This is a genomic window from Kitasatospora indigofera (genome assembly GCF_014655955.1).
GTDB lineage: Bacteria > Actinomycetota > Actinomycetes > Streptomycetales > Streptomycetaceae > Kitasatospora > Kitasatospora indigofera.
Genome location: NZ_BNBO01000012.1, coordinates 95,023 through 116,295, shown reverse-complemented (window position 1 = coordinate 116,295; position 21,273 = coordinate 95,023). Strand labels below are relative to the sequence as shown.

At 75.1% G+C, this 21,273-nt stretch carries 20 protein-coding genes and 1 pseudogene; 7 read left to right on the top strand and 14 right to left on the bottom strand.

The genetic code is table 11. The features are described 5' to 3' along the window. Positions 1-574: 574 nt before the first annotated feature. Positions 575-985 (bottom strand): Fur family transcriptional regulator, encoded by a 411-nt coding sequence (locus tag IE329_RS13800; protein WP_190211141.1) that lies wholly within the window; start codon positions 983-985, stop codon positions 575-577. A 560-nt stretch (positions 986-1,545) separates the two neighbouring features. Between IE329_RS13800 and katG the strand changes: the two genes are divergently transcribed. Continuing rightward, on the top strand, positions 1,546-3,777 hold the full coding sequence (gene katG, locus IE329_RS13795; protein WP_190211140.1) for a catalase/peroxidase HPI: 2,232 nt from the start codon (positions 1,546-1,548) through the stop codon (positions 3,775-3,777). Positions 3,778-3,885: 108 nt separating this feature from the next. Here the strand turns inward: katG and IE329_RS13790 are convergent, their stop codons facing one another. Together IE329_RS13790 and IE329_RS13785 are read right to left on the bottom strand one after the other, a co-directional pair. After that, complete coding sequence (locus tag IE329_RS13790) at positions 3,886-4,674, bottom strand: alpha/beta hydrolase (RefSeq protein ID WP_229927417.1); 789 nt, start codon at positions 4,672-4,674, stop codon at positions 3,886-3,888. 136 nt (positions 4,675-4,810) lie between these two features. Next, positions 4,811-5,140: a DUF6401 family natural product biosynthesis protein gene (locus IE329_RS13785; protein WP_190211139.1), complete on the bottom strand. Its 330-nt coding sequence runs from the start codon at positions 5,138-5,140 to the stop codon at positions 4,811-4,813. A 247-nt stretch (positions 5,141-5,387) separates the two neighbouring features. Here IE329_RS13785 and IE329_RS13780 point away from each other — a divergent pair, with 247 nt between their 5' ends. The 3 genes from IE329_RS13780 to IE329_RS13770 all read left to right on the top strand — a co-directional run bounded on the left by IE329_RS13780 (position 5,388) and on the right by IE329_RS13770 (position 8,139). Next, the gene (locus IE329_RS13780) at positions 5,388-6,314 is read left to right on the top strand and encodes an LLM class F420-dependent oxidoreductase (protein WP_190211138.1); all 927 of its coding nucleotides are present in this window, start codon (positions 5,388-5,390) and stop codon (positions 6,312-6,314) included. A gap of 309 nt (positions 6,315-6,623) precedes the next feature. Beyond that, complete coding sequence (locus IE329_RS13775) at positions 6,624-7,478, top strand: S-methyl-5'-thioadenosine phosphorylase (RefSeq protein WP_190211137.1); 855 nt, start codon at positions 6,624-6,626, stop codon at positions 7,476-7,478. Between the two features lie 91 nt (positions 7,479-7,569). Then, positions 7,570-8,139, top strand: a complete 570-nt coding sequence (locus tag IE329_RS13770; protein ID WP_190211136.1) for a histidine phosphatase family protein — start codon at positions 7,570-7,572, stop codon at positions 8,137-8,139. 12 nt (positions 8,140-8,151) lie between these two features. On the opposite strand, the gene IE329_RS13765 is transcribed toward IE329_RS13770, so the two are convergent. Then, positions 8,152-9,231 (bottom strand): glycosyltransferase family 2 protein, encoded by a 1,080-nt coding sequence (locus IE329_RS13765; protein ID WP_190211135.1) that lies wholly within the window; start codon positions 9,229-9,231, stop codon positions 8,152-8,154. Between the two features lie 308 nt (positions 9,232-9,539). Next, positions 9,540-10,928, bottom strand: coding sequence for an MFS transporter (locus tag IE329_RS13760; protein ID WP_190211134.1), 1,389 nt, complete (start codon positions 10,926-10,928; stop codon positions 9,540-9,542). 511 nt (positions 10,929-11,439) lie between these two features. Here IE329_RS13760 and IE329_RS13755 point away from each other — a divergent pair. Further along, on the top strand, positions 11,440-12,399 hold the full coding sequence (locus IE329_RS13755) for a sigma-70 family RNA polymerase sigma factor (protein ID WP_190211133.1): 960 nt from the start codon (positions 11,440-11,442) through the stop codon (positions 12,397-12,399). A 243-nt stretch (positions 12,400-12,642) separates the two neighbouring features. After that, the gene (locus tag IE329_RS13750; RefSeq protein ID WP_190211132.1) at positions 12,643-13,053 is read left to right on the top strand and encodes an SgcJ/EcaC family oxidoreductase; all 411 of its coding nucleotides are present in this window, start codon (positions 12,643-12,645) and stop codon (positions 13,051-13,053) included. 143 nt (positions 13,054-13,196) lie between these two features. Here IE329_RS13750 and IE329_RS13745 read toward each other — a convergent pair whose 3' ends face one another. The 5 genes and pseudogenes from IE329_RS13745 to IE329_RS13725 form a co-directional block, all read right to left on the bottom strand. Next, positions 13,197-13,670, bottom strand: a complete 474-nt coding sequence (locus tag IE329_RS13745; RefSeq protein ID WP_190211131.1) for a carboxymuconolactone decarboxylase family protein — start codon at positions 13,668-13,670, stop codon at positions 13,197-13,199. A gap of 233 nt (positions 13,671-13,903) precedes the next feature. Further along, the gene (locus IE329_RS13740; protein WP_190211130.1) at positions 13,904-14,752 is read right to left on the bottom strand and encodes a hypothetical protein; all 849 of its coding nucleotides are present in this window, start codon (positions 14,750-14,752) and stop codon (positions 13,904-13,906) included. Between the two features lie 96 nt (positions 14,753-14,848). Beyond that, positions 14,849-15,709 (bottom strand): annotated as a pseudogene (locus tag IE329_RS13735) (enoyl-[acyl-carrier-protein] reductase FabV); the annotation flags it as partial. 11 nt (positions 15,710-15,720) lie between these two features. Beyond that, positions 15,721-16,431, bottom strand: coding sequence for a hypothetical protein (locus IE329_RS13730; protein ID WP_190211129.1), 711 nt, complete (start codon positions 16,429-16,431; stop codon positions 15,721-15,723). Then, complete coding sequence (locus tag IE329_RS13725) at positions 16,428-17,672, bottom strand: 2-isopropylmalate synthase (RefSeq protein ID WP_190211128.1); 1,245 nt, start codon at positions 17,670-17,672, stop codon at positions 16,428-16,430. The genes IE329_RS13730 and IE329_RS13725 overlap by 4 nt, the downstream gene beginning before the upstream one ends. 359 nt (positions 17,673-18,031) lie before the next feature. Here IE329_RS13725 and IE329_RS13720 point away from each other — a divergent pair, with 359 nt between their 5' ends. Beyond that, on the top strand, positions 18,032-18,637 hold the full coding sequence (locus IE329_RS13720) for a TlpA family protein disulfide reductase (RefSeq protein ID WP_190211127.1): 606 nt from the start codon (positions 18,032-18,034) through the stop codon (positions 18,635-18,637). A 191-nt stretch (positions 18,638-18,828) separates the two neighbouring features. Here the strand turns inward: IE329_RS13720 and IE329_RS13715 are convergent, their stop codons facing one another. The 4 genes from IE329_RS13715 to IE329_RS13700 all read right to left on the bottom strand — a co-directional run bounded on the left by IE329_RS13715 (position 18,829) and on the right by IE329_RS13700 (position 21,175). Beyond that, positions 18,829-18,996, bottom strand: a complete 168-nt coding sequence (locus IE329_RS13715; protein ID WP_190211126.1) for a hypothetical protein — start codon at positions 18,994-18,996, stop codon at positions 18,829-18,831. A 162-nt stretch (positions 18,997-19,158) separates the two neighbouring features. Further along, positions 19,159-19,575 carry a hypothetical protein gene (locus IE329_RS13710; protein ID WP_190211125.1) on the bottom strand — a complete coding sequence of 139 codons (417 nt, stop codon included), beginning with the start codon at positions 19,573-19,575 and terminating at the stop codon, positions 19,159-19,161. Further along, on the bottom strand, positions 19,575-20,669 hold the full coding sequence (locus IE329_RS13705; RefSeq protein WP_190211190.1) for a molybdopterin-dependent oxidoreductase: 1,095 nt from the start codon (positions 20,667-20,669) through the stop codon (positions 19,575-19,577). The genes IE329_RS13710 and IE329_RS13705 overlap by 1 nt, the downstream gene beginning before the upstream one ends. A 173-nt stretch (positions 20,670-20,842) precedes the next feature. Next, positions 20,843-21,175, bottom strand: coding sequence for a putative quinol monooxygenase (locus IE329_RS13700; RefSeq protein WP_190211124.1), 333 nt, complete (start codon positions 21,173-21,175; stop codon positions 20,843-20,845). Positions 21,176-21,273: the final 98 nt, after the last annotated feature.

Sequence of the window (21,273 nt, the reverse complement as noted above, 5' to 3'; positions counted from 1 at the left end):
CGTACGGCGGGCCGGCGGTGCGTGAGCGCGGCAAGGCGTGCCGACCGGTCGTCGCGGGGTGGCCGAGGCTGCGGCGGGTACATGAGAGAGCGCTCTCCCGAAGTCTCGGGGGCCCTCCCTGGACCTGTCAAGGCATCATGTCGCCCTGTCTGCCGGTGCTGTGCCGGTGCCGGGCCGGTGCCGCCGCCGTGCGGTACCGGCCCGGCGGCGGCACCGGTCGGGGAGCGTCTTCACGGCCGGCCGAACGTGCCTGCGTCGCGGGGCTCCGTCGCTCGTTGGCCCGGCCGCCCGTTCGCCCGGTGCGTCAGCACGCACCGAGGGGGCGGCCGGGAGCGGGAGGTTCCGGGCCGTGCGCCACCGCCGCCTCCTGCCGCCGCGTACTGCGGTCGGGGCGTGCGGGCGGCCGGCCTGCCCCGGCCGCGCCACGACCGGCGGGGACCCTTCGCCGTCCGGCCGGACGGCGAAGGGTCCCCGGGGGAGCTCCCCGGGGACCCTTCGTCCGCCGTACGGGCCGTGGTCGTGGCCCCGGCCGACCGGCCGTTTTCGGCCGCCGGACCGCCCGGTCGGCAGCCCGTCAGGCGCAGGACGGGCAGAGCCCCCGGTAGGTGACCTCGGCGCGGGAGACGGTGAAGCCGAAACGCTCCTCCGCCGGGAGGTCGGCCAGCGGGTCGCGGGCCGGGTGGACGTCGCGGACGGTGCCGCAGCCCGAGCACACCAGGTGCTGGTGGGGGTGGTGGGCGTTGGGGTCGTAGCGCTTCGCGCGGCCGTCGGTGGCGACCTCTATGACCTCGCCGAGGGCGACAAGTTCGCCGAGGGTGTTGTAGACGGTCGCCCGGGAGATCTCGGGCAGCCGCTGGGCCGCGCGGGTGTGCACCTCGTCGGCGGTGAAGTGCACGTGGTCACCGTCGAGGACCTCCGCAACGACACGCCGCTGGGAAGTCATCCGCCAGCCGCGTCCTCGCAGTCGCTCCAGCAGGTCGCTCATATTGGTCCGCCTATTCGGGCTCATGGGATGGCTGGATTTTATCAGTGGGCTTTCGGTGCGGATCAGTGGGCTTTCGGCACGGATCGGACAGTGAGCTGATGTTCTTCTTGACTTAGAACCTGTCCATCGTAGGATCGGTTCTGGTGACAGCCAAGAGGTGGGAAGACCCCGGTACGGCAGGAGGCAGGGTGTGACGGCCACCGCCGGGAAGCCATGCGGTTCCGGCCTCCGGAGGACGGGCACCCGCGTCCGGCCGCGTGACGCCGTGCGGAGCGGCGACCGCCCCGGTCCCGCGGGGCGCGGCCGCGCAGCCACGGCCCGCCGCCGTACCCGACGCGAGGCCCGCCGGCTCACCACCGGCCGGCTCACCACCGGCCCGTTCCCCGTACCGGCCCGGCCGGCGCCGGGGCCCGGTCCGGGAGGCGCGGCGGGCACGGTCACCGGGGCGGCTGCCCCGGGTCCTCCGCCGCCCGCCGTCCCCGGTTCAGTCCTCAGCTCAGTCCCCAGCACCCTCATTCAGTCCCCCTGCACCGTCATTTGCCAGCTCCGGAGGAATTCCCATGTCCGAGAACCATGACGCGATCGTCACAGATGCGAAGTCGGAGGCGGAGGGCGGCTGCCCGGTCGCGCACGGGCGCGCCCCGCACCCGACCCAGGGCGGTGGCAACCGCCAGTGGTGGCCGGAGCGGCTCAACCTGAAGATCCTTGCGAAGAACCCGGCGGTGGCCAACCCGCTCGGGGAGGAGTTCGACTACGCCGAGGCGTTCAAGGGCCTCGACCTCCCCGCCGTGAAGCGGGACATCGCCGAGGTGCTCACCACCTCGCAGGACTGGTGGCCGGCCGACTTCGGCCACTACGGCCCGTTCATGATCCGGATGGCCTGGCACAGCGCCGGCACCTACCGGATCAGCGACGGCCGTGGCGGCGCCGGCGCCGGTCAGCAGCGCTTCGCCCCGCTCAACAGCTGGCCGGACAACGGGAACCTGGACAAGGCCCGCCGGCTGCTCTGGCCGGTGAAGAAGAAGTACGGCCGGAGCCTCTCCTGGGCCGACCTGATGATCCTCGCCGGCAACGTCGCCCTGGAGTCGATGGGCTTCGACACCTTCGGCTTCGGCGGCGGCCGCGCGGACGTCTGGGAGCCCGACGAGGACGTCTACTGGGGCCCCGAGACCACCTGGCTCGCCGACGAGCGCTACACCGGCGACCGGGAGCTGGAGAGCCCCCTCGGCGCCGTCCAGATGGGTCTGATCTACGTCAACCCCGAGGGCCCCAACGGCACGCCGGACCCGCTGGCCGCGGCCCGCGACATCCGGGAGACGTTCCGCCGGATGGCGATGAACGACGAGGAGACCGTCGCCCTGATCGCGGGCGGCCACACCTTCGGCAAGACCCACGGCGCGGGCCCGGCGGAGAGCGTCGGCGACGACCCCGAGGCCGCCCCGATCGAGCAGCAGGGCCTGGGCTGGAAGAACTCCTTCGGCACCGGCAAGGGCGGCGACACGATCACCAGCGGCCTTGAGGGCGTCTGGACGAACACCCCGACCGCCTGGGACAACACCTTCTTCGACATCCTGTTCGGCTACGAGTGGGAGCTCTTCCAGAGCCCCGCCGGTGCCAACCAGTGGCGGCCGAAGGACGGCGCCGGCGCCGGCACCGTGCCGGACGCCCACGACGCGTCGAAGAGCCACGCGCCGACGATGCTCACCACCGACCTCTCGCTCCGGTTCGACCCGGCCTACGAGCGGATCTCGCGGCGCTTCCACGAGGACCCGGCCGCGTTCGCGGACGCCTTCGCCCGCGCCTGGTTCAAGCTGACGCACCGTGACATGGGCCCGGTCGTGCGCTACCTCGGCCCGGAGGTCCCCGCCGAGACGCTGCTCTGGCAGGACCCGCTGCCGGAGGCCGGTTACGGGCAGATCGGCGCCGCCGCCGTGGCCGCCCTCAAGGAGCAGGTCCTGGCCTCGGGCCTGTCGGTGTCCCAGCTCGTCTCCACCGCCTGGGCCTCGGCCTCCTCCTTCCGCGGCAGCGACAAGCGGGGCGGCGCCAACGGCGCCCGCATCCGCCTCCAGCCGCAGGCCGGGTGGGACGCCAACGACCCGGACCAGCTGGCGACCGTGCTCAGCACCCTGGAGAGCGTCAAGGAGTCCTTCAACGCCGCCCGCACCGACGGCACCCAGGTCTCGCTCGCCGACCTGATCGTGATCGCCGGGGCCGCCGCGGTCGAGAAGGCCGCCAAGGACGCCGGCTTCGACGTCGAGGTGCCCTTCACGCCGGGCCGCGTCGACGCCGCGCAGGAGCAGACCGACGTCGAGTCGTTCGCCGCCCTGGAGCCGGCCGCCGACGGGTTCCGCAACTACCTCGGCAAGGGCAACCGGCTGCCGGCCGAGTACCTGCTGATCGACCGCGCGAACCTGCTCAACCTGAGCGCCCCCGAGCTGACCGTCCTGGTCGGCGGCCTCCGGGTGCTGGGCGCCAACCACCAGCAGTCCTCGCTCGGCGTCCTCACGACGAACCCCGGCTCGCTGACGAACGACTTCTTCGTCAACCTGCTCGACCTGGGCACGACGTGGACGGCGACCTCCGCGGACGCGAACACCTTCGAGGGCCGCGACGCCGCGACCGGCGAGGTCAGGTGGACCGGCAGCCGCGCCGACCTGGTCTTCGGGTCCAACTCCGAGCTGCGCGCGGTGGCCGAGGTCTACGCGAGCGACGACGCCAAGGAGAAGTTCGTCAAGGACTTCGTGGCGGCGTGGGACAAGGTCATGAACCTCGACCGGTTCGACCTGGTCTGACCGTCCGGAGTCCGGGCCGGCCGACGCCCGCGTCGGCCGGCCCGGACGTGTCTCCCCGCCCGCCCGCGTCCGGGGCCGGGCCCGCGTCGGCCGACGGGGCCGGAGGCGTCAGCTCTCGGTACGGACCGGCGGGGCGGGCCGGTCCGCGGCCGGCCGGGTGCGGCGGAGCGGCGGCAGCGGCAGTTCGAGCCCGCCGGCGGCCTCGCCGTCCAGGGCCAGTGCGGCGGCCGCCTCGGCCGGCAGGGCGCGCAGACCGAGCAGGCCCGCGGTGAGGCGGGCGGCTGCCCGGTGCCAGTCGCCGGAGCGCTTCAGCAGGGTGTGGCCGCTGCCGGTCACCGTGTAGCCGCAGACCTGGGCGCCCGCGGCCCGGGCCCGGGCGGCCAGCAGCCGGGTGTCGCCGGGCTTGGTCACCCGGTCGCGGTCGCCGTGCAGCATCACCACGTCCCGGCCGGCCAGCTGGGCGCAGGGATCGTCCTTGGGGCACCAGGGCGCCAGCGCCACCACACCGGTGACATTGGGGTGTCCGGCCGAGCGCAGGGCCGCCCGGCCGCCCATGGAGTGCCCGACCAGCACGGTCGGCACGTGGCCGAGCTCCTCGGCGAGGTCGCTGAGGGCGGCCGCGGTGTCCCGGGCGGCGTCCGCCCGCTCGCCGTTCCAGCCCCGGTGCCGGTAGCGCACCACGCCGATCGCGACGCCGGCGGCGGCCGTCTCGCGTCTGATCGCCCGGACGAAGCCCTGCATCCGCAGGCCCGGCAGGTTCAACGGGCCGGGCCTGCCGAGACCGTGCTCCTGTCCGCCGTGCAGCACCAGGACCGCCGCGGACGGCTGCTCCGGCAGGACCCGCCACACCAACGCCTGGTGGCCCGCCACCCCGCCCCTGCACACCTGCGTGTTCACCCTGACCGTTCCCGCCGTCGATCGCTTCGTGGACCGCCACTGTACGCGTCGGTCCGGTCGCGGCAGCCGGTTTCCGGCCGATCGGCCGACCGGGGGAGGGGGGGTACGGGGCGTGCGGCGTCCGGCCCGCGCCCGCTCAGGCGTCGAGCAGCCCGTTCTGGTGCACCAGCCAGCAGATCGCCGTCAGCCGGTCGACCGCGTAGTCGTACCCGACCGGCTGGTCCCAGCCCACCTCGGCCAGGGCGTCGAGGAAGCCGAGCGCGTAGTCGGTCAGCTCCGCCCGCCGCAGCGGCCGGGGCATCAGCTCGGGACCTTGGGCGAACAGGCGTTCGCGGATCTCAGCGGCGTGCTGGTCGACGGCCGCGACGAAGCCAGGCTCGGCGGCGAGGGCGGCCAGGCGCGGGGTGTAGGAAGCCACGATGCCGGTGAGGGGGCAGCCGGCGGCTTCGTCGGGGAAGGCGATCACCCGTCGAGGGTAGGCGAGCGGGCGGCCCGGCGCGGCGGGGTACGGCGATCCGGAGTGAGACCTTGGCCACCCGTCGGGGGTGCCCGCCCGCCCGGGCCGGCGCCGCCGGGACGGGGGGCGGCCTGCGGCCGGGCCCCGTCCGGCCTGCCGCCGGCCCGGTCGTGGACCGGGCCGGGAACCGCGGGAATTCGTCCGGACCGGCTTGATCCGCTTCGTCATCGCTACGGTCTGTACAAGAATGGACGGCATGGATCTCCGCATCTTCACCGAACCGCAGCAGGGCGCCTCCTACGACACGCTGCTGCGCATCGCCCGGACGACCGAGCAGCTGGGCGCCTTCAGCGCCTTCTTCCGCTCCGACCACTACCTGAAGATGGGCGACGTGGACGGCCTGCCCGGCCCCACCGACGCCTGGATCACGCTGGCCGGCCTCGCCCGCGAGACCAGCACCATCCGGCTCGGCACCCTGATGACCGCGGCGACCTTCCGGCTGCCCGGCGTGCTGGCCCTCCAGGTCGCGCAGGTGGACGCGATGAGCAACGGCCGGGTGGAGCTCGGGCTCGGGGCCGGCTGGTACGCCGAGGAGCACGCGGCGTACGGCATCCCCTTCCCGAAGGAGCGCTTCGGGCGGCTGGAGGAGCAGCTCGCCATCGTCACCGGGCTCTGGGAGACCAAGCTCGGCGACACCTTCGACTTCGCGGGCAAGTACTACCAGCTGTCCGGCTCGCCGGCGCTGCCGAAGCCCGTGCAGGACCGGATCCCCGTCCTGGTCGGCGGCAAGGGCCTGCACCGCACGCCCGCGCTGGCCGCCCGGTACGCCGACGAGTTCAACCTGCCGTTCGTCTCCACGGGGGAGAGCCGGGAGCAGTTCGGCCGGGTCCGCGCCGCCGTGGAGCAGGCCGGGCGCCGCGGTGACGACCTGGTGTACTCCAACCTCCTGGTGGCCTGCGTCGGCAAGGACGACGCCGAGGTGGCCCGGCGGGCCGCCGCCATCGGCCGCGACGTCGCCGAGCTGAAGGCGCACGGCCTGGCCGGCACGCCGGACGAGGTGGTGGAGACCATCGGCCGCTACGCGGCGGCCGGCTCCCAGCGCTGCTACCTGCAGATCCTCGACCTGCACGACCTGGACCACCTGGAGCTGATCGCGAGCCGGGTCGCGCCGCAGCTCGGCTGACGGCCGGGTGGCGGGCGGGCGGGAAAGCCGGGGCCACCGGTCCGGGGCAAGCGGGTGCCTCGCCAGCGGGCGCGGTCCCGCCGTCCCCGGGTTTCCCGCCCGGGCTTTCCCGCCCGGCCCGGCGGCCTCGGCGTTCCCGTCCGGCCCGCCCGCCCCGGCTGTCCCGCCCGGCCGCGCCGTCCGCGATTCGTAAGGTCGCGGCAGGCGCGGCGGCGGCCGGCCCCGGCCTAGGCTGGACGAAAGGCGGCCGCCGCCCCCCTGGGGGGCGGGCGGGCCCCTCCGTCCGGACGTGACCGAAAGGCTGACGCCATGTCAGGAAGCACCGGCCCCGCGCGCGCCGAACTCGGCGTGATCGGCGGCTCCGGCCTCTACGCCCTGCTCGACGACGTGACCGAGGTCGCCGTCGACACCCCGTACGGGCCACCGAGCGACTCGCTGTTCATCGGCGAGGCGGCCGGCCGGCGAGTCGCCTTCCTGCCCCGCCACGGCCGGGGCCACCGGCTGCCGCCGCACCGCATCAACTACCGCGCCAACCTCTGGGCCCTGCAGTCGCTCGGCGTCCGGCAGGTGCTCGCACCCTGCGCGGTCGGCGGCCTGCGCCCCGAGCACGGGCCCGGCACGCTGCTCGTCCCGGACCAGTTCGTCGACCGCACCTCCGGCCGGGTGCAGACCTACTACGACGGCCGGCCGCTGCCCGACGGCACCGTCCCCGAGGTCGTGCACGTCTCGGCGGCCGACCCGTACTGCCCCGACGGCCGCCGCTCCGCCCTCGACGCGGCCCGGGACGCCGCCTGGGAGCCCGTCGACGGCGGCACCCTGGTGGTGATCGAGGGCCCGCGCTTCTCCACCCGCGCCGAATCCCGCTGGTTCACCGCCAACGGCTGGTCGGTGGTCGGCATGACCGGGCACCCGGAGGCCGTGCTGGCCCGCGAACTCGGCCTCTGCTACACCTCGTTGGCGCTGGTGACCGACCTGGACGCGGGGGTGGAGAGCGGCGGGGGAGTCACCCACGGCGAGGTGCTCGCGGTCTTCGCCCGCAACGTCGACCGGCTGCGCACCGTCCTGTTCAAGGCCCTGGAGGGGCTGCCGGTCACCCGTGACTGCGTCTGCTCGCACGCCCTGGACGGGCTCAGCACGGGCCTGCCGGGCGTCCCCTCACCCTGATCGCGACCGCGCCGCCGGGGCCGGACGGTCCCGGACGCGGAAGTCCCCGGGCGGCGGGCCGCCGCCCGCCGACCCGGACCGGGGAGCCCCGATGGCAGTGGAGATCGTCTACGAGACCCATGCGACCACCACCGACAACGAGGCCGGTGTCGCCACCGGCTGGCTGCCGGGCCGGCTCTCGCCGCTGGGCCGCCGCCAGGCCGTGGAGCTGGGCGAGCGCCGGCGCGACGGCGGCTTCGCCGCGGTGTTCGTCTCCGACCTGGGCCGGGCGGTCGAGACCGCCCGGCTCGCCTTTCCCGACGGCCGGCCGCCCGTCCACCAGGACGTCCGGCTGCGTGAGTGCCACTACGGCGCACTCGACGGGGGCCCGGCAGCCCGGGTCGCCGCGGTGCGGGCCCGGCACCTGGACGAACCGTTCCCCGGCGGTGGGCAGAGTTACCGTCAAGTCCTGGCGGCCACGGCCGGCTTCCTGCGCGACCTGGCCGCCGAGCGGGACGGGACGCGGGTCCTGGTGATCGCCCACTCGGCGAACCGCTGGGCCCTGGACTGCCTGCTCGCCGGGGCGCGGCCGGAGGACCTGGCGGTCGTCCCGCCGGTCTGGCGCCCGGGCTGGTCCTACACGCTCACCGCCGACGGGCCGGCCGCACCGGGCGACGGGTGAGACGGCCCCGGCTCAGGCGCTCGGAGCCGGCGTGCGGCCCAGTCGCAGCAGCTGGGCGCGGCGCCGGTACAGCCGGTGCATGCGCTGCAGGGTGACGAACTCGTTCATCCGGTTCGCCAGCGTCAGGCGGTACTTGACCCGCAGCGGGGCGCTCAGGGCGTTGATCTGCTCGACGCCGATCGTCCGGAGCAGCCGGCTGACGTGCTGCTGGTAGGCCTCGCGGTAGCCCCGGTCGCCGTCCGGCACCGACCAGAAGAACATCGGGAGCTCCTCGACCAAGGTGTTCCGGTCGTACGAGCGCAGGTACTCGCGGAACTTCGGCTCCGGCTGGGCGATCAGCCACTCGCGGACCAGCTCGATCGAGCGGACGCGGTCGATCAGGCCCTTGGGGTCGGTCTTCATCTGCGTGATGGACATGTCGCCCGCGTCGCGCACCCGCCAGTGGTAGATCGGCTCGGAGAGCACGTCCACGCTGCCGGCCAGGAAGTGGTGCGGCACGCTGACCGGGGCGTCCTCGTACAGGATGCCCTCGGGGTAGAGGATGCCGGCGGTGTCGAAGAAGCTGCGGCGGTAGACCTTGTTCCACGCGGTGCGGTCGGTCACCAGCGACGGGATCTCGGTGACATGGCTCTTCAGCCGGGTCTCGCGGAACGGCCTGCGGTGCGCGTGCGACTGGTAGTGCTCGGCGGTGCGGAAGCGCAGGGCGTTGCCGGCGGCGAAGTCCGACCCGGTCTCGTCCAGGGTGCCGACCATCAGCTCGTACGCCCCGGGCGGCAGCGTGTCGTCACTGTCCATGAAGGCCAGGTACTCGGTGCCGCCGAGGTTCCGGATGCCGGTGTTGCGGGCCGCGCCGAGGCCCTTGTTCTTCTGCTGGACGAGCCGGAACCGGCTGTCCGCGTCCGCGTACGCCTTGGCGATGACCGCGCTGCCGTCGGTCGAGCCGTCGTCGACCATCACGCACTCGAACGCGTCGAAGGTCTGCGCCGCGATCGAGTCGAGGCACTCCTCCAGGTAGCGCTCGACGTTGTAGATCGGGACGACGACGGAGAGTCGGGGTGCCATCGGCTCGGCGGGCCTTTCGGTCAGGGGCATGTGACCGGCGCTGCGGCCGGATCACGGGTGATCGGTCGGAGGTTAACGCCGGATCCGGAGTGCTCCGTGACCGCTACGTCGCCAGGACATGAACTCTTGGTGTCGGCAGGGAATCCAGCTCGACCGAGCAGGACATCAATGCCCTGACCACCGATATTAGTTGAAACACATGAGTTGGCGTCAAGCGGTGGCAAAGCCGGAGAAGCCGGGCCCGGGGGCCGCCCGGGGCCGGCTTCCCCGGGGGCGCCCCGGGCGGGCGCCCGCCCGCCTCGGACGGGTACGAACCGGCCCTCGTGGCCGGGGCAGGGTCAGACGTCGGAGGGCGTCACCGGCCCGGAGCCCGGCCCGGAGCCCGGCCCGGGCAGGCCGGGGCCGCCGGCCGTCGCGGCGCCGGCGCCCGGCCGGACGGCGCCGCCCGCTGCGGCCGGGCCGCGGCGGCGGGCCATCACCGCCGCGATCACCAGGTACGGCACGGCGGACAGTGCGAACAGGGTGGCGTGCGAGGCGTGGCCGGAGGCCGCGCCGTAGGCGGCGTACACCAGCAGGGTGGTCAGGCTGGTGCCGAGGCCGCCCAGCGAGGTCACGGTGGCCCGGCTCGGGCCGGTGACCGCCTCCTGCACCCGGGCGTCGGTGACCACGTCGGCCGCCTGGAAGACCGCGAAGGCCGTCCCCAGCAACACGAATCCGCCCGGGATCCCCCACAACGCGCCCGCTGCGAGCGCCCCGGACGCCGCCGCCACCCAACCGCCCAGCGCCCGGCCGGACAGGCGCCCGGCCGTCCCCGCCAGCAGGCCGCCGGCCGTCACGCCGGCCCACACCAGCAGGGCGAGCAGCGGTACCTCGGCGGTGCTGGCACCGGCCTCGGCGGCCAGCAGCGGTACGTACTCGTCCAGCGAGCCCCAGACCGTGGTGACGGCGACGGCCAGCAGCAGGGCGTTGCGCACCGAGGGGCTCCCGTGCACCTCGGCCAGGCCGTCCCGGAGGGTGTGCAGGTAGCCGCGGGCGGAGCCGGCCAGGTCGGGGGCACGGTCCGCCAGGGGGTGCCCGGCCAGGACCGGGGCGTGGCCGGCGCGGGCCCCGTCGGCCGCGGCCCGCCGGTCCTCGGGGAACCTGGTGGCGGTGAAGGCGCAGAGCAGGCAGGCCGCGACACTGGCCGCGCCCAGCCCGGCGTAGCCGGCCGCCGCGAAGACCGGAGCGGCGAGCGCGGTGGCGGCGACCGTGCAGGCCGTACCGGCCGCGCCGGCCCGGCCCATCAGGCGCGGGTAGCGGGAGCCCGCGCCGTGGCGCTCCAGTTCCTCGTAGACGAGCGCCTCCAGCGCGCCGGAGCGCAGCGCGCCGCCCGCGCCCCAGAGGACGAAGCCGGCGGCGAACGCGGGGAAGGACGGCAGGGTCACCCAGAGGCCGAGGCCGGCGGCCGACAGCAGCGGGCCGGCCACCAGCAGCAGCCGCCGGGAGACCATGTCCGCCCAGACCCCGGACGGTACTTCGAGGAGCACGCCGGTCAGCGACCAGACGCCGAACAGGACGGAGATCTCGGCGGTGCTCAGGCCGTGGTCGGCGAAGAGCAGCGCGTACACGGGGTACAGCAGGACGAAGTCCTCGGACCCGGCGTAGTACAGCAGGGTGCGTTCGAGTCGGCGCACCTCGCGGCCGGGCCGGCCGGCCGACGGGGACGGGCGGACGGAGGGGAAGGGCATGGCGGGTCCTCTGCGGAGGGGGACGGGTGGGCGGCGTTCACACGTCGCACCCGGCGGCCCTCGGCAGCCGCTTCCCCCCGGATCCTCGGCGGGGGATCCGGCGGAGGATCAATGTCGTCGGCTCATGCCATCCAGTCTACGAACGGGCCGCCCCGACCTCATCAGGTTTTGCCGTGCCCAGCGTCCGGGCCGTGCCCAGCGTCCGGGCCGTGCCGGTCTCCGCCCGCTCCGCCCGAGCGGGCGTTCCGACCCCGGCTGCGTCCAGGCTGCGTCCCGGCACGGACCGTGCGGGCCTGGACGGCCGGTGCGGGCCCGGACGCGGAGGGGCGGGCGGGGCGGGCGGCCCGGCCGGGGCATGGATCGCCGCCGGCGCGCGGGCCGAGGGCCGGGACACGGCTCCACCCGGGTACGGCCCGGCCGGTGAACGCTCGTGACGGCCGCTCAGGACCTGCCCGGCAGGGTGCCGCCGCCCCCGGTAGGGTGGCGCCGGCGGGCGGAGGAGGGGTGTGGCGTGACAGCAGGGGAGGAAGGCTTCGACCACCTGGTCGAGCCGTTCCGGACGGAGCTGCTGGCGTACTGCTACCGGATGCTCGGCTCGGCCCACGACGCCGAGGACCTGGTCCAGGACACGTACCTGCGGGCGTGGCGGTCGCGCGAGCGGTACGACGCCGCGCGCAGCTCACCACGCACCTGGCTCTACCGGATCGCGACCAACGTCTGCCTGACCGCCTTGGAGGCCCGCGGCCGCCGGCCGCTGCCGTCGGGGCTGGTGGCCGCCTCGGACCCGCTCGGTCCGCTCGTCCGCGGCGAGCACCCGTGGCTCCAGCCCTTGCCGGACTCCTTGCTGGACGGCGGCGACCCGGCCGGGCGGGTGATCGGCCGCAGCAGTCTGCGCCTGGCGTTCGCCGCCGCCCTGCAGCACCTGTCGGCGCGTCAGCGCGGCGCGCTGGTCCTGCGTGACGTGCTCGGCTTCTCCGCGTCCGAGTCGGCGGACATCCTGGGCACCACGGTGGTGTCCGTGAACAGCTCGCTGCAGCGGGCGCGGGCCCGGCTGAAGGAGGCGGGGGTCCGGCAGGACGGCCTCGGCGAGCCGTCCGAGGCCGAGCAGCGGGCCTGGGTCGACCGCTACATGGAGGCGTTCGAGCAGGCCGACGTCGAGGGGCTCAAGCGGCTGCTCACCGAGGACGTGGTGATGGAGATGCCGCCGATGCTCAACTGGTTCAGCGGCCGTGACAACTACGGGCTGTTCATGGGCTGGGTCTTCGGGCAGCTCGGACCGGACTGGCGCCTGCGGGCGGTCGCGGCCAACGGCCAGCCCGGTTTCGCCGCCTACCGGCGCTTCGGCGGCGGGTACCGGCTGCACACGCTCCAGATCTTCACCGTCACCGCCGGGGGCATCAGCCGGAACTCGGTGTTCCAGGACGCGGAGGTGTTCGCCGCCTTCGGTCTGCCGGCCGGTCTGGACGAGTAAAGTGCCGCCCGCCCGGCGGGCCGGGGCCCGCGGGGTGGGGGGCCTGCGGGTGTGGGGGACGGCCTGCGGGCGACGGCCTTGTGCGCCGTGGTCCGCGGCCCGGCGTTCCGGCCGTGCGGCGGGCCGCCGTCCGGACCGCCTCGAAACTCCTGGCCGTGGGCGCGATGAGTTCCGACCCCGCCGCCGGTATGTACGGGCGAGTGCGCCGGACACCCCGGCGGACCGGTCCCGAGGGAGAATCCGATGTCAGACCGTCGTACGCAGGACGAGGCCGCGATCGAGGCCGTGCTGGCCGCCGGCTACCGGGCATGGGCCGCCGGTGACGCCGAGGCCATGGTCGCCGACTACACCGAGGACGCGACCGCCATCATGACCGGCTCGCTCCGCGACGGCCGGGACGTGATCCGGCGGAGCATGGCCCTGGGCTTCGAGGGGCCGCTCAAGGGCAGCTCGACCTGGAACAAGCGGCTCAGCCTCCGCTTCCTGGGCGAGGACGGCGCGATCGTGGTCAGCGAGTCCGGCATCCTCCTCCCCGGCGAGACCGAGGTGCCGGACCCGCGCAAGGTGAACGCGACCTGGGTCCTGGAGAAGCGGGACGGCCGGTGGATGGTCGCCGCCTATCACAACAGCCCGGTGGCGGCGCCCGGGAACTGATCCACCCCGGTACCGCGCCCACCCCGGTACCGCGCCCGCCGCGGGACCGTCCGGCTCCGGGCATCCGGGCATCCGGGCATCCGGTCCCGGGGCGGGCGCGCTGCCGCGCGGGGGCCGTCGCCGGCCCCCGCGGGCGGGTGCGGTCAGCCGAACTGGCCCGGCTGGTAGTCGCCGGCGGGCTGCTGGATGATGACGTTCATCCGGTTGTAGGCGTTGATCAGGGCGATCAGGGACACCAGCGCGGCGAGCTGGTCCTCGTCGTGGTACTTGGCGGCGTTCGCCCAGGCCTCGTCGGTGACCCCGCCGGCCGCGTCGGCGATCCGGGTGCCCTGCTCGGTCAGCTCCAGGGCGGCCCGCTCGGCGTCGGTGAACACCCGGGCCTCGCGCCAGGCCGCGACCAGGTTGAGGCGCACCGAGGTCTCCCCGGCGTGCGCGGCGTCCTTGGTGTGCATGTCGGTGCAGAAGCCGCAGCCGTTGATCTGGCTGGCGCGGATCTTCACCAGCTCCTGCGTCGCGGCCGGCAGCGTCGAGTCCGAAATGACCTTGCCCGCCGAGTTGATGTACTTCGCGAACTTGGCCGCGCCGGTGTTGCCGTAGAGGTTGAGTCGGGCTTCCATGGCGATCTCCTTGCCGTGTCGGTGGTTCCACAGCAATGACTGCTCGGCCGGGCGGGATGTGACAGCCGGACGCTTCCCGGTGATGTGACCTGCGTCACCCCTGCCGCTGCCGCTGCCGCTGCCGCTGCCGCTGCCCGTGCCCGGTCCCGCACCCTTTGCCGGCGCCGGCGTCGGCGTCGGTGTAGGGCGCCGCCGGGCGGCCGTCGTCCCGTCCGCCGACGCGCGTGACTGGCCTACGGCCGCTCGAAGGCCTGGAGCACGCCGCCGGCCGAGAAGCACAGGGCGCCGGCGAGCGTCGCCCAGTTGGCGATGCCGGGGCCGACCAGGCTCCCGGTGGCGGGCCGGGTGAAGGCGGCGACCGCCGAGACCATGAAGAGCACCGACCCGAACTGGTTCACCGCGACCACCCACCAGCCCAGGCTGCGGGAGCGCCAGCAGGGCCAGGACCGGTGGCAGATCTCCACGAACCCGAGGTGCCCCGACACCAGGAACAGCACGCAGCCGATCACGTCCGGCGCCCAGATCAGCCGGTTGGCCTGCTGGGCGGTGAGGCCCTGGTGGAAGGAGTCCAGCAGGTTGACGGCGAACACGAGGGTGCCGGCGAAGAGCGCGACCGTGCTCAGCCAGTCCACCCGCATCGGCTCGTACCCCCACCACCGCCAGTCGGAGGTGGCCAGTGTGCCGCCCGCCCCGGTGTGGCGGGGGGCGTTCAGCACCTGGAGCAGCGAGACGTAGCCGCCGGTGTTGAAGAACAGGCCCCCGGCGAAGTAGACCGAGGCGCTCACGGTCGGATCGCCCGAGCCGAACTGGGCGACGGCGGCGCCGAGCGCGAACAGTGCGCCGCCGATGACGAACGCGCCGGAGGCGACGTTGTTGAGCCGCCGCAGCCGGGCGAGCGCCACCGCGTCGGCCGTCACGGGCCGGCCGGCCGCGCCCCTGGCGGCCCGCACCGACAAGGTGCCACGCCTGCGCGCGAGCCGGGACTCCCAGACCACCGTCTCCCCTGCCGGGAGCTGCCAGGTGACGCGGGTGGTGAACGGTCCTGCGCCTTCGGCGCGCTGCTCGGGCTCGGGCTCTCCCACGGCCCGAGCGTAGCGCCGCGGGTGGTGCCCGGCGGGCAGTGAAACGTGGCGTTCCCCCGGCCGGGCCTGCCCGCCCGGCACCGCGCCGTCCGGGCGTCAGGGGGTCTGGCCGGGCCAGGGGACGTCGGTGGCGACCGGGGCGGTGTAGTCGATGCCGGGCACGGAGAATCCGTGGAGGCGCCGGACCTCGTCGCGGAACCAGTCGAGGTCGGCCAGGTCCCCGACGGTCGCCGTGCGGGCGTTCTCCCAGCGCTCGGCCACCGCCGCCTGGACGTCGTCGGCCAGTTCGAAGCCGTCCAGGCGGATCCGGCCGTCCGCGTCCAGGTCGAGCGGGGCGGCGCCGGTGAGCTGGTCCCACAGGGCGGCGAGCTGGTGGACCGGCGGGACGAGGCCGTCCCCGAGGACGCCGCGCAGCAGGCCGGTGTAGAGGGCGATGCCGGGGATCGCGGTGGAGGACTGGGTGACCGCCGCGCCGTTGACGGAGGTCACGGCCCGCCCGCCCACCGTCCTGCCGAGCCGTTCGTCCAGGACCCGGGCGGTGGCCTCCAGATGGGCCTTGGCCGCGCCGATGGTGCCCTGGCGGTAGATCGCCGCGGTCAGCGAGGAGCCGACGTACGACAGCGCGGCGGTGGAGAACCCGTCGGCGAGCAGCCCGCGTCCGGCGAGGTGGTCGATCCAGCGTTCCCAGTCCGTGCCGCCCATCACCGCGACGGTCTGCTCGACGTCGTCGCCCTCGGCCGGCGCGGTCTCGACCTCGCGGACCTCGGGGGCACCCTCCTCGTCGAAGACCAGGGTCTTGGTGCGGTTCGTCCGGCCGATCGGCTTGGGCACCGAGGCGTGGACGGCGCCGGTGTCGGGGTCGGTGCGCCGGGGCGCGGCCACCGAGTAGACCAGGTGGTCCAGCCGGCCGCCGAACCGCCGCTCGACGAGGTCGGCCACCTGGTCCTTCGTCGCGTCCCGGTTCGCCCTCAGCGGGACGGCGCCCCGTACTCCTGGCGGATCCGGTCGAGGTACCGCTCGGGAGCCGGGAAGGGCCGGTCCTGCGCGCCGGGGCGGTGCAGCTCGACCCGCCCGTCGGTGTGCAGGCGCAGCGTGGTGGTCGCCGCGCGGGGTGCCCCGGCGGGCCCGCCGCCCGCCGGGGCGAGCGAACCGGCGGGCAGCACCGGGGTGGCGGCCGCGAACATCGCGACCGCCAGGGCGGAGGTGCCGGCCGGCGGCCGGCCGGTGCGGTTGGCGCTGCTCACGTACAGGACCGGGAAGTCGTCGAGGACGGGCAGCAGGGGCTCCCAGCGCGCGCCGAACAGCAGCGCCCAGCCGTCCTGGCTCGCCGGTGACAGCCAGTCGGGCCGGTCCGCCTCCGGTCGCAGGGGTACCAGCACGGTCACCCGTTCCTCGGCCAGCAGCCGACGGGCCAGGGCGGCCGGGGCCGGGCCGAGGTCGAGGGCGCCGTCCAGGGCCGCGAGGGTGCCCGGGTGGTGCGCCCAGAGCGCGACGGCCTGTCCGGCGGGCCGGCCCTTCGCGGTGTTGACGGCCTGCGGGACGGTCGCGGCGACGACGTACGTGAGGGGCGCGGGATTGGGCAGCACCACCGCCGCCCCGCCCCGCAGGGTTCGGCGGGCGCCGGCCGGGTCGACGATGCCGGGCCGGGGGCCGGGGCCGGTCTCGGGGCCGGGGTTCACCGGGCGTCCGCCGTGGTCGCGGCGCGCAGGCCGTCGAGGTAGCCGGCGAACAGGCGCTCGTCGACGACCGCCCGGCCGGAGCGGTAGGCCTGCTCCTTCACCCAGCCCGTGGCGGCCCGTGCCTGGACCCGGTCCAGGCCGTGTCCGAGGCGGGCGGCCACCGCCGTCACCACCCGGGCGCTGGCCAGCTGGGTGAGTACCACGTCCGGCTCGGTCCCCAGCAGCTCCGCGGGGTCGTAGGGCTGGAACAGCCGCGGGTGGACGAACGGGGTGCCGGTGGAGATGGTGCCGACGCCGGTGCCGACGATCGGGGTGGTCACGGTCAGCGGCACCCCGGTCTCCCGCGAGACCATCCGCGCGATGCGGGGCAGCCGGGTCAGGTCCGGGGCGGTCCACCAGGGTTCACCGTCCTCGCCCAGCAGCGCCCCGGTGTGCCCGGTCCGTCGGGAAAGGAGGAAGACCAGCTGTTCGGTCGCCACCAGGCCGCTGCGCTCGGCGATGCCCAGCCACGAGCTGGAGAGCACCCGCGCGCCGGCGCGGGCGGCCTCCAGGGTGTTGGCCAGCCCCAGGCCCAGGTCGTTGTGCGCGTGGGTGGCCAGGACCACGCCGTCGCCGGCGCCGGCCCGCACCCGGGCGAACATCGTCGCTGCCTCCGAGGGAAGTTGACCGCCGACGGTGTCCGCCAGGATCACCGTTCCCGCGCCGGCGCCGGTCGCCGCGGCGGCGTACGCGGCCATCAGGCCGTGGTCGGCGCGGGAGGCGTCGGCCAGGCAGAGGTCCACCGCCACCCGGTCGTCCAGCCCGCGGGCCTCCTTGACCAGTGCCACCCCCGCCTCCAGGGCCTCGCGGGCCGTCCGGTGGGTCATCACCGCCGCCATCGCCTCGGAGGCGGGCACCACGACCATCACCCGGGCGTGCGCGCTGCCCCGCACGGACGCCACCGCCTGCCGGACGTCCGCCGCCGTCCCCCGGCACACCGCGGCGACGCTCACCGCGCCCTCGGCCTCCGCCGCGACCTGGCGGACCGCCTCGAACTCCTCGGCGCACACCGCGGGGAAGCCGGCCGCGAAGACCACGTGGCGCGGTCCGTCGGCGCCGAACATCCGCCCCTGCTCGACCGCCAGCCGCACCCGGAAGTCCGCCGACATCAGGGTTTTGGCCTGGGCGCCGTCCCGCGCGGACTCCTCCCACAGCACCACCCGGCCCGCGGTCGCGGACTGCCGTACCACGTCCTCGTGCATCGCTGACTCCGATCCCGCCGTGGCCCTCGAAGAGGGACCCGGACGTCGACGCCCTCCCCCGATGGAGTGCGGACCTGCCGTACTCTAGGCCAACGCCGACCAGCGTATTGACGCCTCGTCAGTTCTGGTGTATGGGTGCGGACCGCCGGCGGGCGGTGCGCGGCCGGGTCCCGCCGGAGGTGAACGGGCCGCCGGGCGAGGGACGTTCGCCGGGCCGTTCGGCGGGCAGTTCGAGCGGGTAGCGTCCAGGGGCGGCCCTCTTCCGGTGGCTCCCTGACAGGCGTGGCCGGAAGAGGTCCGCCGGCGTGACCGGCCGACCCGGCCGAACGCCCCCGCGGGGCGTCCGTGACACTGTCCGGGTGTTCACCAACCGATGCCCCCGCGCCCGCTCGACGGGCCGGACCTCGCTCGCCTTCGTCGTCGCCGCGCTGCTCGCCGGCTGCTCGTCGCCGGGGCCCGTCGGCGCGGCGGCATCCGCCTCGCCCGGTGCCGGCCGCCGGCCGCCGGTGATGAAACCGGTCGCCGAGCGGGTGCCGGCTCCCGATCTCTCCGGTCCGACCGTGGACGGCGGGACGGTCGCCTGGCCGGACTACCGGGGCAAGGTGGTGATCGTCAACACCTGGGGCTCGTGGTGCGATCCGTGCCGCGAGGAGGCCCGGGACCTCCAGCGGGCCTATGCCGAGTACCAGGGCCGGGGCGTCGAATTCCTCGGCATCAACACCAGGGAACAGGGACGGGAGGGCGGCCAGAATTTCGAGAAGGAGTTCGGCGTGAAGTATCCGAGCCTGCACGATCCCGACGGCTCCCTGGTGCTGAAGTTCCCCAAGGGGACCATCACTGCGCAGGCGGTTCCCAACACGCTGGTCGTGGACCGGAGCGGCCGGCTGGCCGGCTGGGCCCTGCACCAGGTGGGGCCGGCGGACCTGGAGGCCTTGATCGCACCGCTCCTCGCGGAGAGCCCCTGAGCGGCGGTGGGTGTGCTGATGCCGGGTGACCCGGGTGAGGATCGCGAAAGGGCGGTCAGGGTCACCGAGGGTACGGGAATCGGGCCCTGATCACCCGCGGCATCGTACGGCTGCCGGTGCTCCGCGACCGGGCCTCTGCGGCTCCTGGTCACCCCGGCGCTCCACACGGCGCACGCCGGGCCGTCGCCGGCTCAGCCGCGGCCGAACAGCTTGCGGAGGCTGAAACCGCCGGACTTCCCGCTCTTCGCGCAGTCGCACCGGTCGGCCGTGGACACGCCGGCCAGGACCTGGTCGACGTGCATGCCGCAGCCGGCGTAGGTGATCTTCTTGCAGGTGCGGCACGTGGTACGTCGGCACATGGTCCGTTCCCCCTCCGGGGTCGTCCGGGCGATTTCCTCCAGAATACCCCACCGGGTATGCCGTCGGCGGGAACCGGCGGGCGGGGAGCCCGCCGACCGCCGCCCGTGGACCAGGTGATGTCCTCGTCCCGGCTGCTCCGGCCGCGCCGTCACTCCGCGCCGTCACTCCGGCCCGGCACGCCTCCGGCGTCGTCGCCGGACGGCCACCGCGACGGCCCCGAGCAGGGCGACGGCCGCGGTGGCCGCCAGCGTCAGCAGGTAGTCGCGCAGGTAGGGGAGCGGCAGCAGGGTGGGGTTGCCGTGGTCGTCGCCCGCCCGCAGGACGGCGGGCAGGCCCACGGCGGTGAGCGCGGCGGCGATGATCAGCCAGGCCCGCAGGACGGGGCCCCGGGCGAAGCGGGCGCCGGCCAGGCAGACCAGCGGGACCCAGAGCCCGTCGTGCAGGACCAGCCCGCCGACGGCCCAGACCAGGACGTCCAGCGGGTCGGTGATGTAGCGGTCGTTCAGCAGCCCGTACAGGCCGTACGCCATCAGGGCGAGGCCGGCGACCGCGGTGGCGGTTCTCAGGAGCCGGGCCATCAGAGGGCCTCCAGCCGGGTGACCCACTTGGTCTGCAGCACACCGGGGCGGTTGGGCGCGATGATCCGCGCGGGGTGGCCGTGGTCGGGCAGCAGCGTCTCGCCGTTGACCCGCAGCGCGAGCAGGGTGAGCGGGTCGCGGGCGTGGGCGGCGGGCATCTCGGTCACCCGGTACGGCCCGTCGGCCTCCAGCGAGGTCACCCGCACCCGGGCCGTGGGCGGCGCCCCGGCCCGGGCGAGCAGGTCCGCGACGCGCACCCCGCCCCAGCGGGCGGAGGCGCTCCAGCCCTCGACGCAGGCGATCGGCAGCTCGGCCTCGTACTGGGGCATGGCGAGCAGGTCGTCCATGGTCAGCTCGTACGGACGCGGGCCGTGCACGGTCAGCCGCCAGCCGGCGGGGGTGGTGCCGGTGCCGGCCTGGGCGGCGGTGCGGTTGACCGGCAGGCCCTGCGGGCCGATGTCGGGCCGGCGCGGGGCGAACAGGGTGAGGGCGCGCAGCCGGGGCACGGTCTGCCCGGCGGTGGTCAGGGTGACGACGGCGACCGAGGCGGTCACCGCGCCCAGGAAGGCCCGGCGCTGCGCGAGTCCGGGCCGGCGGCGCCGCCAGTGCCGGGCGGTCAGCGGGGCCTTGACGGCGATGTGCAGGAGCAGCCCGCCGACGGCGAGCCAGCCGAGCCAGAAGTGGGTCTGCCGGAACGGGAACGGCCAGGGGTACCACTGCAGGGTGTTCAGCAGCCCGGTGAACAGCTCCAGCAGCGTCGAGCCGACCAGGACGGCGATGCCGAGCCGCTCCAGGGCGTGCGCCACGCTGCGCGCGGGCGGCCACTCGAAGAGCCGCGGGTAGACCGTCCACAGTTTGGCGCCCAGCAGCGGGACCGCCGCGATGCCGGTGATCACGTGCAGCCCCTGGGTGACCCGGTACCCGTCCACCGGCCGGCTGGGCAGGTGGTCGCGCAGCCAGGTCGGCGGTTCCTGCAGCAGGTGGCTGAGCAGCCCGGTGAGGAAGCAGGTGAGCAGGGCGGCGCCGAGCAGGCGGCCGGTCACCACGGCGGTGCGCGGTTCGTGCAGGGCGGAGCTGAAGGCGCCCTCGCGCAGGGGGCCGCGGCGGAGCACCTCCGGCGGGGTCGGCAGCGGGAGGGCGTAGGGCCGGCGGTGCGGCGCGGAGTGTTCGTCGTCCACCCCGCCATGAGAACCGCTCGGGGGCCCGCGACGGCGCTCCGACCTGCTTACGAAAGTCCTACGGCCCCCGGCGGGCGCCGCCGGGCGGGTCAGGACCGGGGGCGCGGGGTGAGTTCGGCCATGGCGTTCCAGCCCTGGCCCGGCACCTCGACGTTGATGATCTCCGGGGTGGTGGCGATCGCGCCGGCCAGCGTCGCCATGGCTGCCGCGAAGTGCGCCGTCGCGACGTGCGCCGCCCCCGCCTCCGGGCCCGCGAAGGCCTCCAGCAGGACGAACCGGTCGGGGTCGTCGACGCTCCGGGACCACTCGAAGAAGAGGTTCCCGGGCTCCGCGCGGGTGGCCCGGGTGAACTCCTCGACGAGGGCGGGCCACTCGTCGCCGCGTCCGGGGAGGGTGGTGAATCTGACCGCGATGAAGATCATGGGTGCCTGGCCTCGCAGGGGTGGGCCGCGCCGCCGGCGGGCGGCCCGTCCCGGTCATCCTGCGGGCCGCCAGGGCCGGACCGGGACCGCCGCTCCCG

Excerpts from the sequence above, each read along its gene's own strand:
- IE329_RS13800 (WP_190211141.1), bottom strand. The coding sequence starts at position 985 with ATGAGCGACCTGCTGGAGCGACTGCGAGGACGCGGCTGGCGGATGACT.
- katG (WP_190211140.1), top strand. The coding sequence starts at position 1,546 with ATGTCCGAGAACCATGACGCGATCGTCACAGATGCGAAGTCGGAGGCG.
- IE329_RS13780 (WP_190211138.1), top strand. The coding sequence starts at position 5,388 with ATGGATCTCCGCATCTTCACCGAACCGCAGCAGGGCGCCTCCTACGAC.
- IE329_RS13775 (WP_190211137.1), top strand. The coding sequence starts at position 6,624 with ATGTCAGGAAGCACCGGCCCCGCGCGCGCCGAACTCGGCGTGATCGGC.
- IE329_RS13770 (WP_190211136.1), top strand. The coding sequence starts at position 7,570 with ATGGCAGTGGAGATCGTCTACGAGACCCATGCGACCACCACCGACAAC.
- IE329_RS13765 (WP_190211135.1), bottom strand. The coding sequence starts at position 9,231 with ATGCCCCTGACCGAAAGGCCCGCCGAGCCGATGGCACCCCGACTCTCC.
- IE329_RS13760 (WP_190211134.1), bottom strand. The coding sequence starts at position 10,928 with ATGCCCTTCCCCTCCGTCCGCCCGTCCCCGTCGGCCGGCCGGCCCGGC.
- IE329_RS13750 (WP_190211132.1), top strand. The coding sequence starts at position 12,643 with ATGTCAGACCGTCGTACGCAGGACGAGGCCGCGATCGAGGCCGTGCTG.
- IE329_RS13745 (WP_190211131.1), bottom strand. The coding sequence starts at position 13,670 with ATGGAAGCCCGACTCAACCTCTACGGCAACACCGGCGCGGCCAAGTTC.
- IE329_RS13725 (WP_190211128.1), bottom strand. The coding sequence starts at position 17,672 with ATGCACGAGGACGTGGTACGGCAGTCCGCGACCGCGGGCCGGGTGGTG.
- IE329_RS13715 (WP_190211126.1), bottom strand. The coding sequence starts at position 18,996 with ATGTGCCGACGTACCACGTGCCGCACCTGCAAGAAGATCACCTACGCC.
- IE329_RS13710 (WP_190211125.1), bottom strand. The coding sequence starts at position 19,575 with ATGGCCCGGCTCCTGAGAACCGCCACCGCGGTCGCCGGCCTCGCCCTG.
- IE329_RS13700 (WP_190211124.1), bottom strand. The coding sequence starts at position 21,175 with ATGATCTTCATCGCGGTCAGATTCACCACCCTCCCCGGACGCGGCGAC.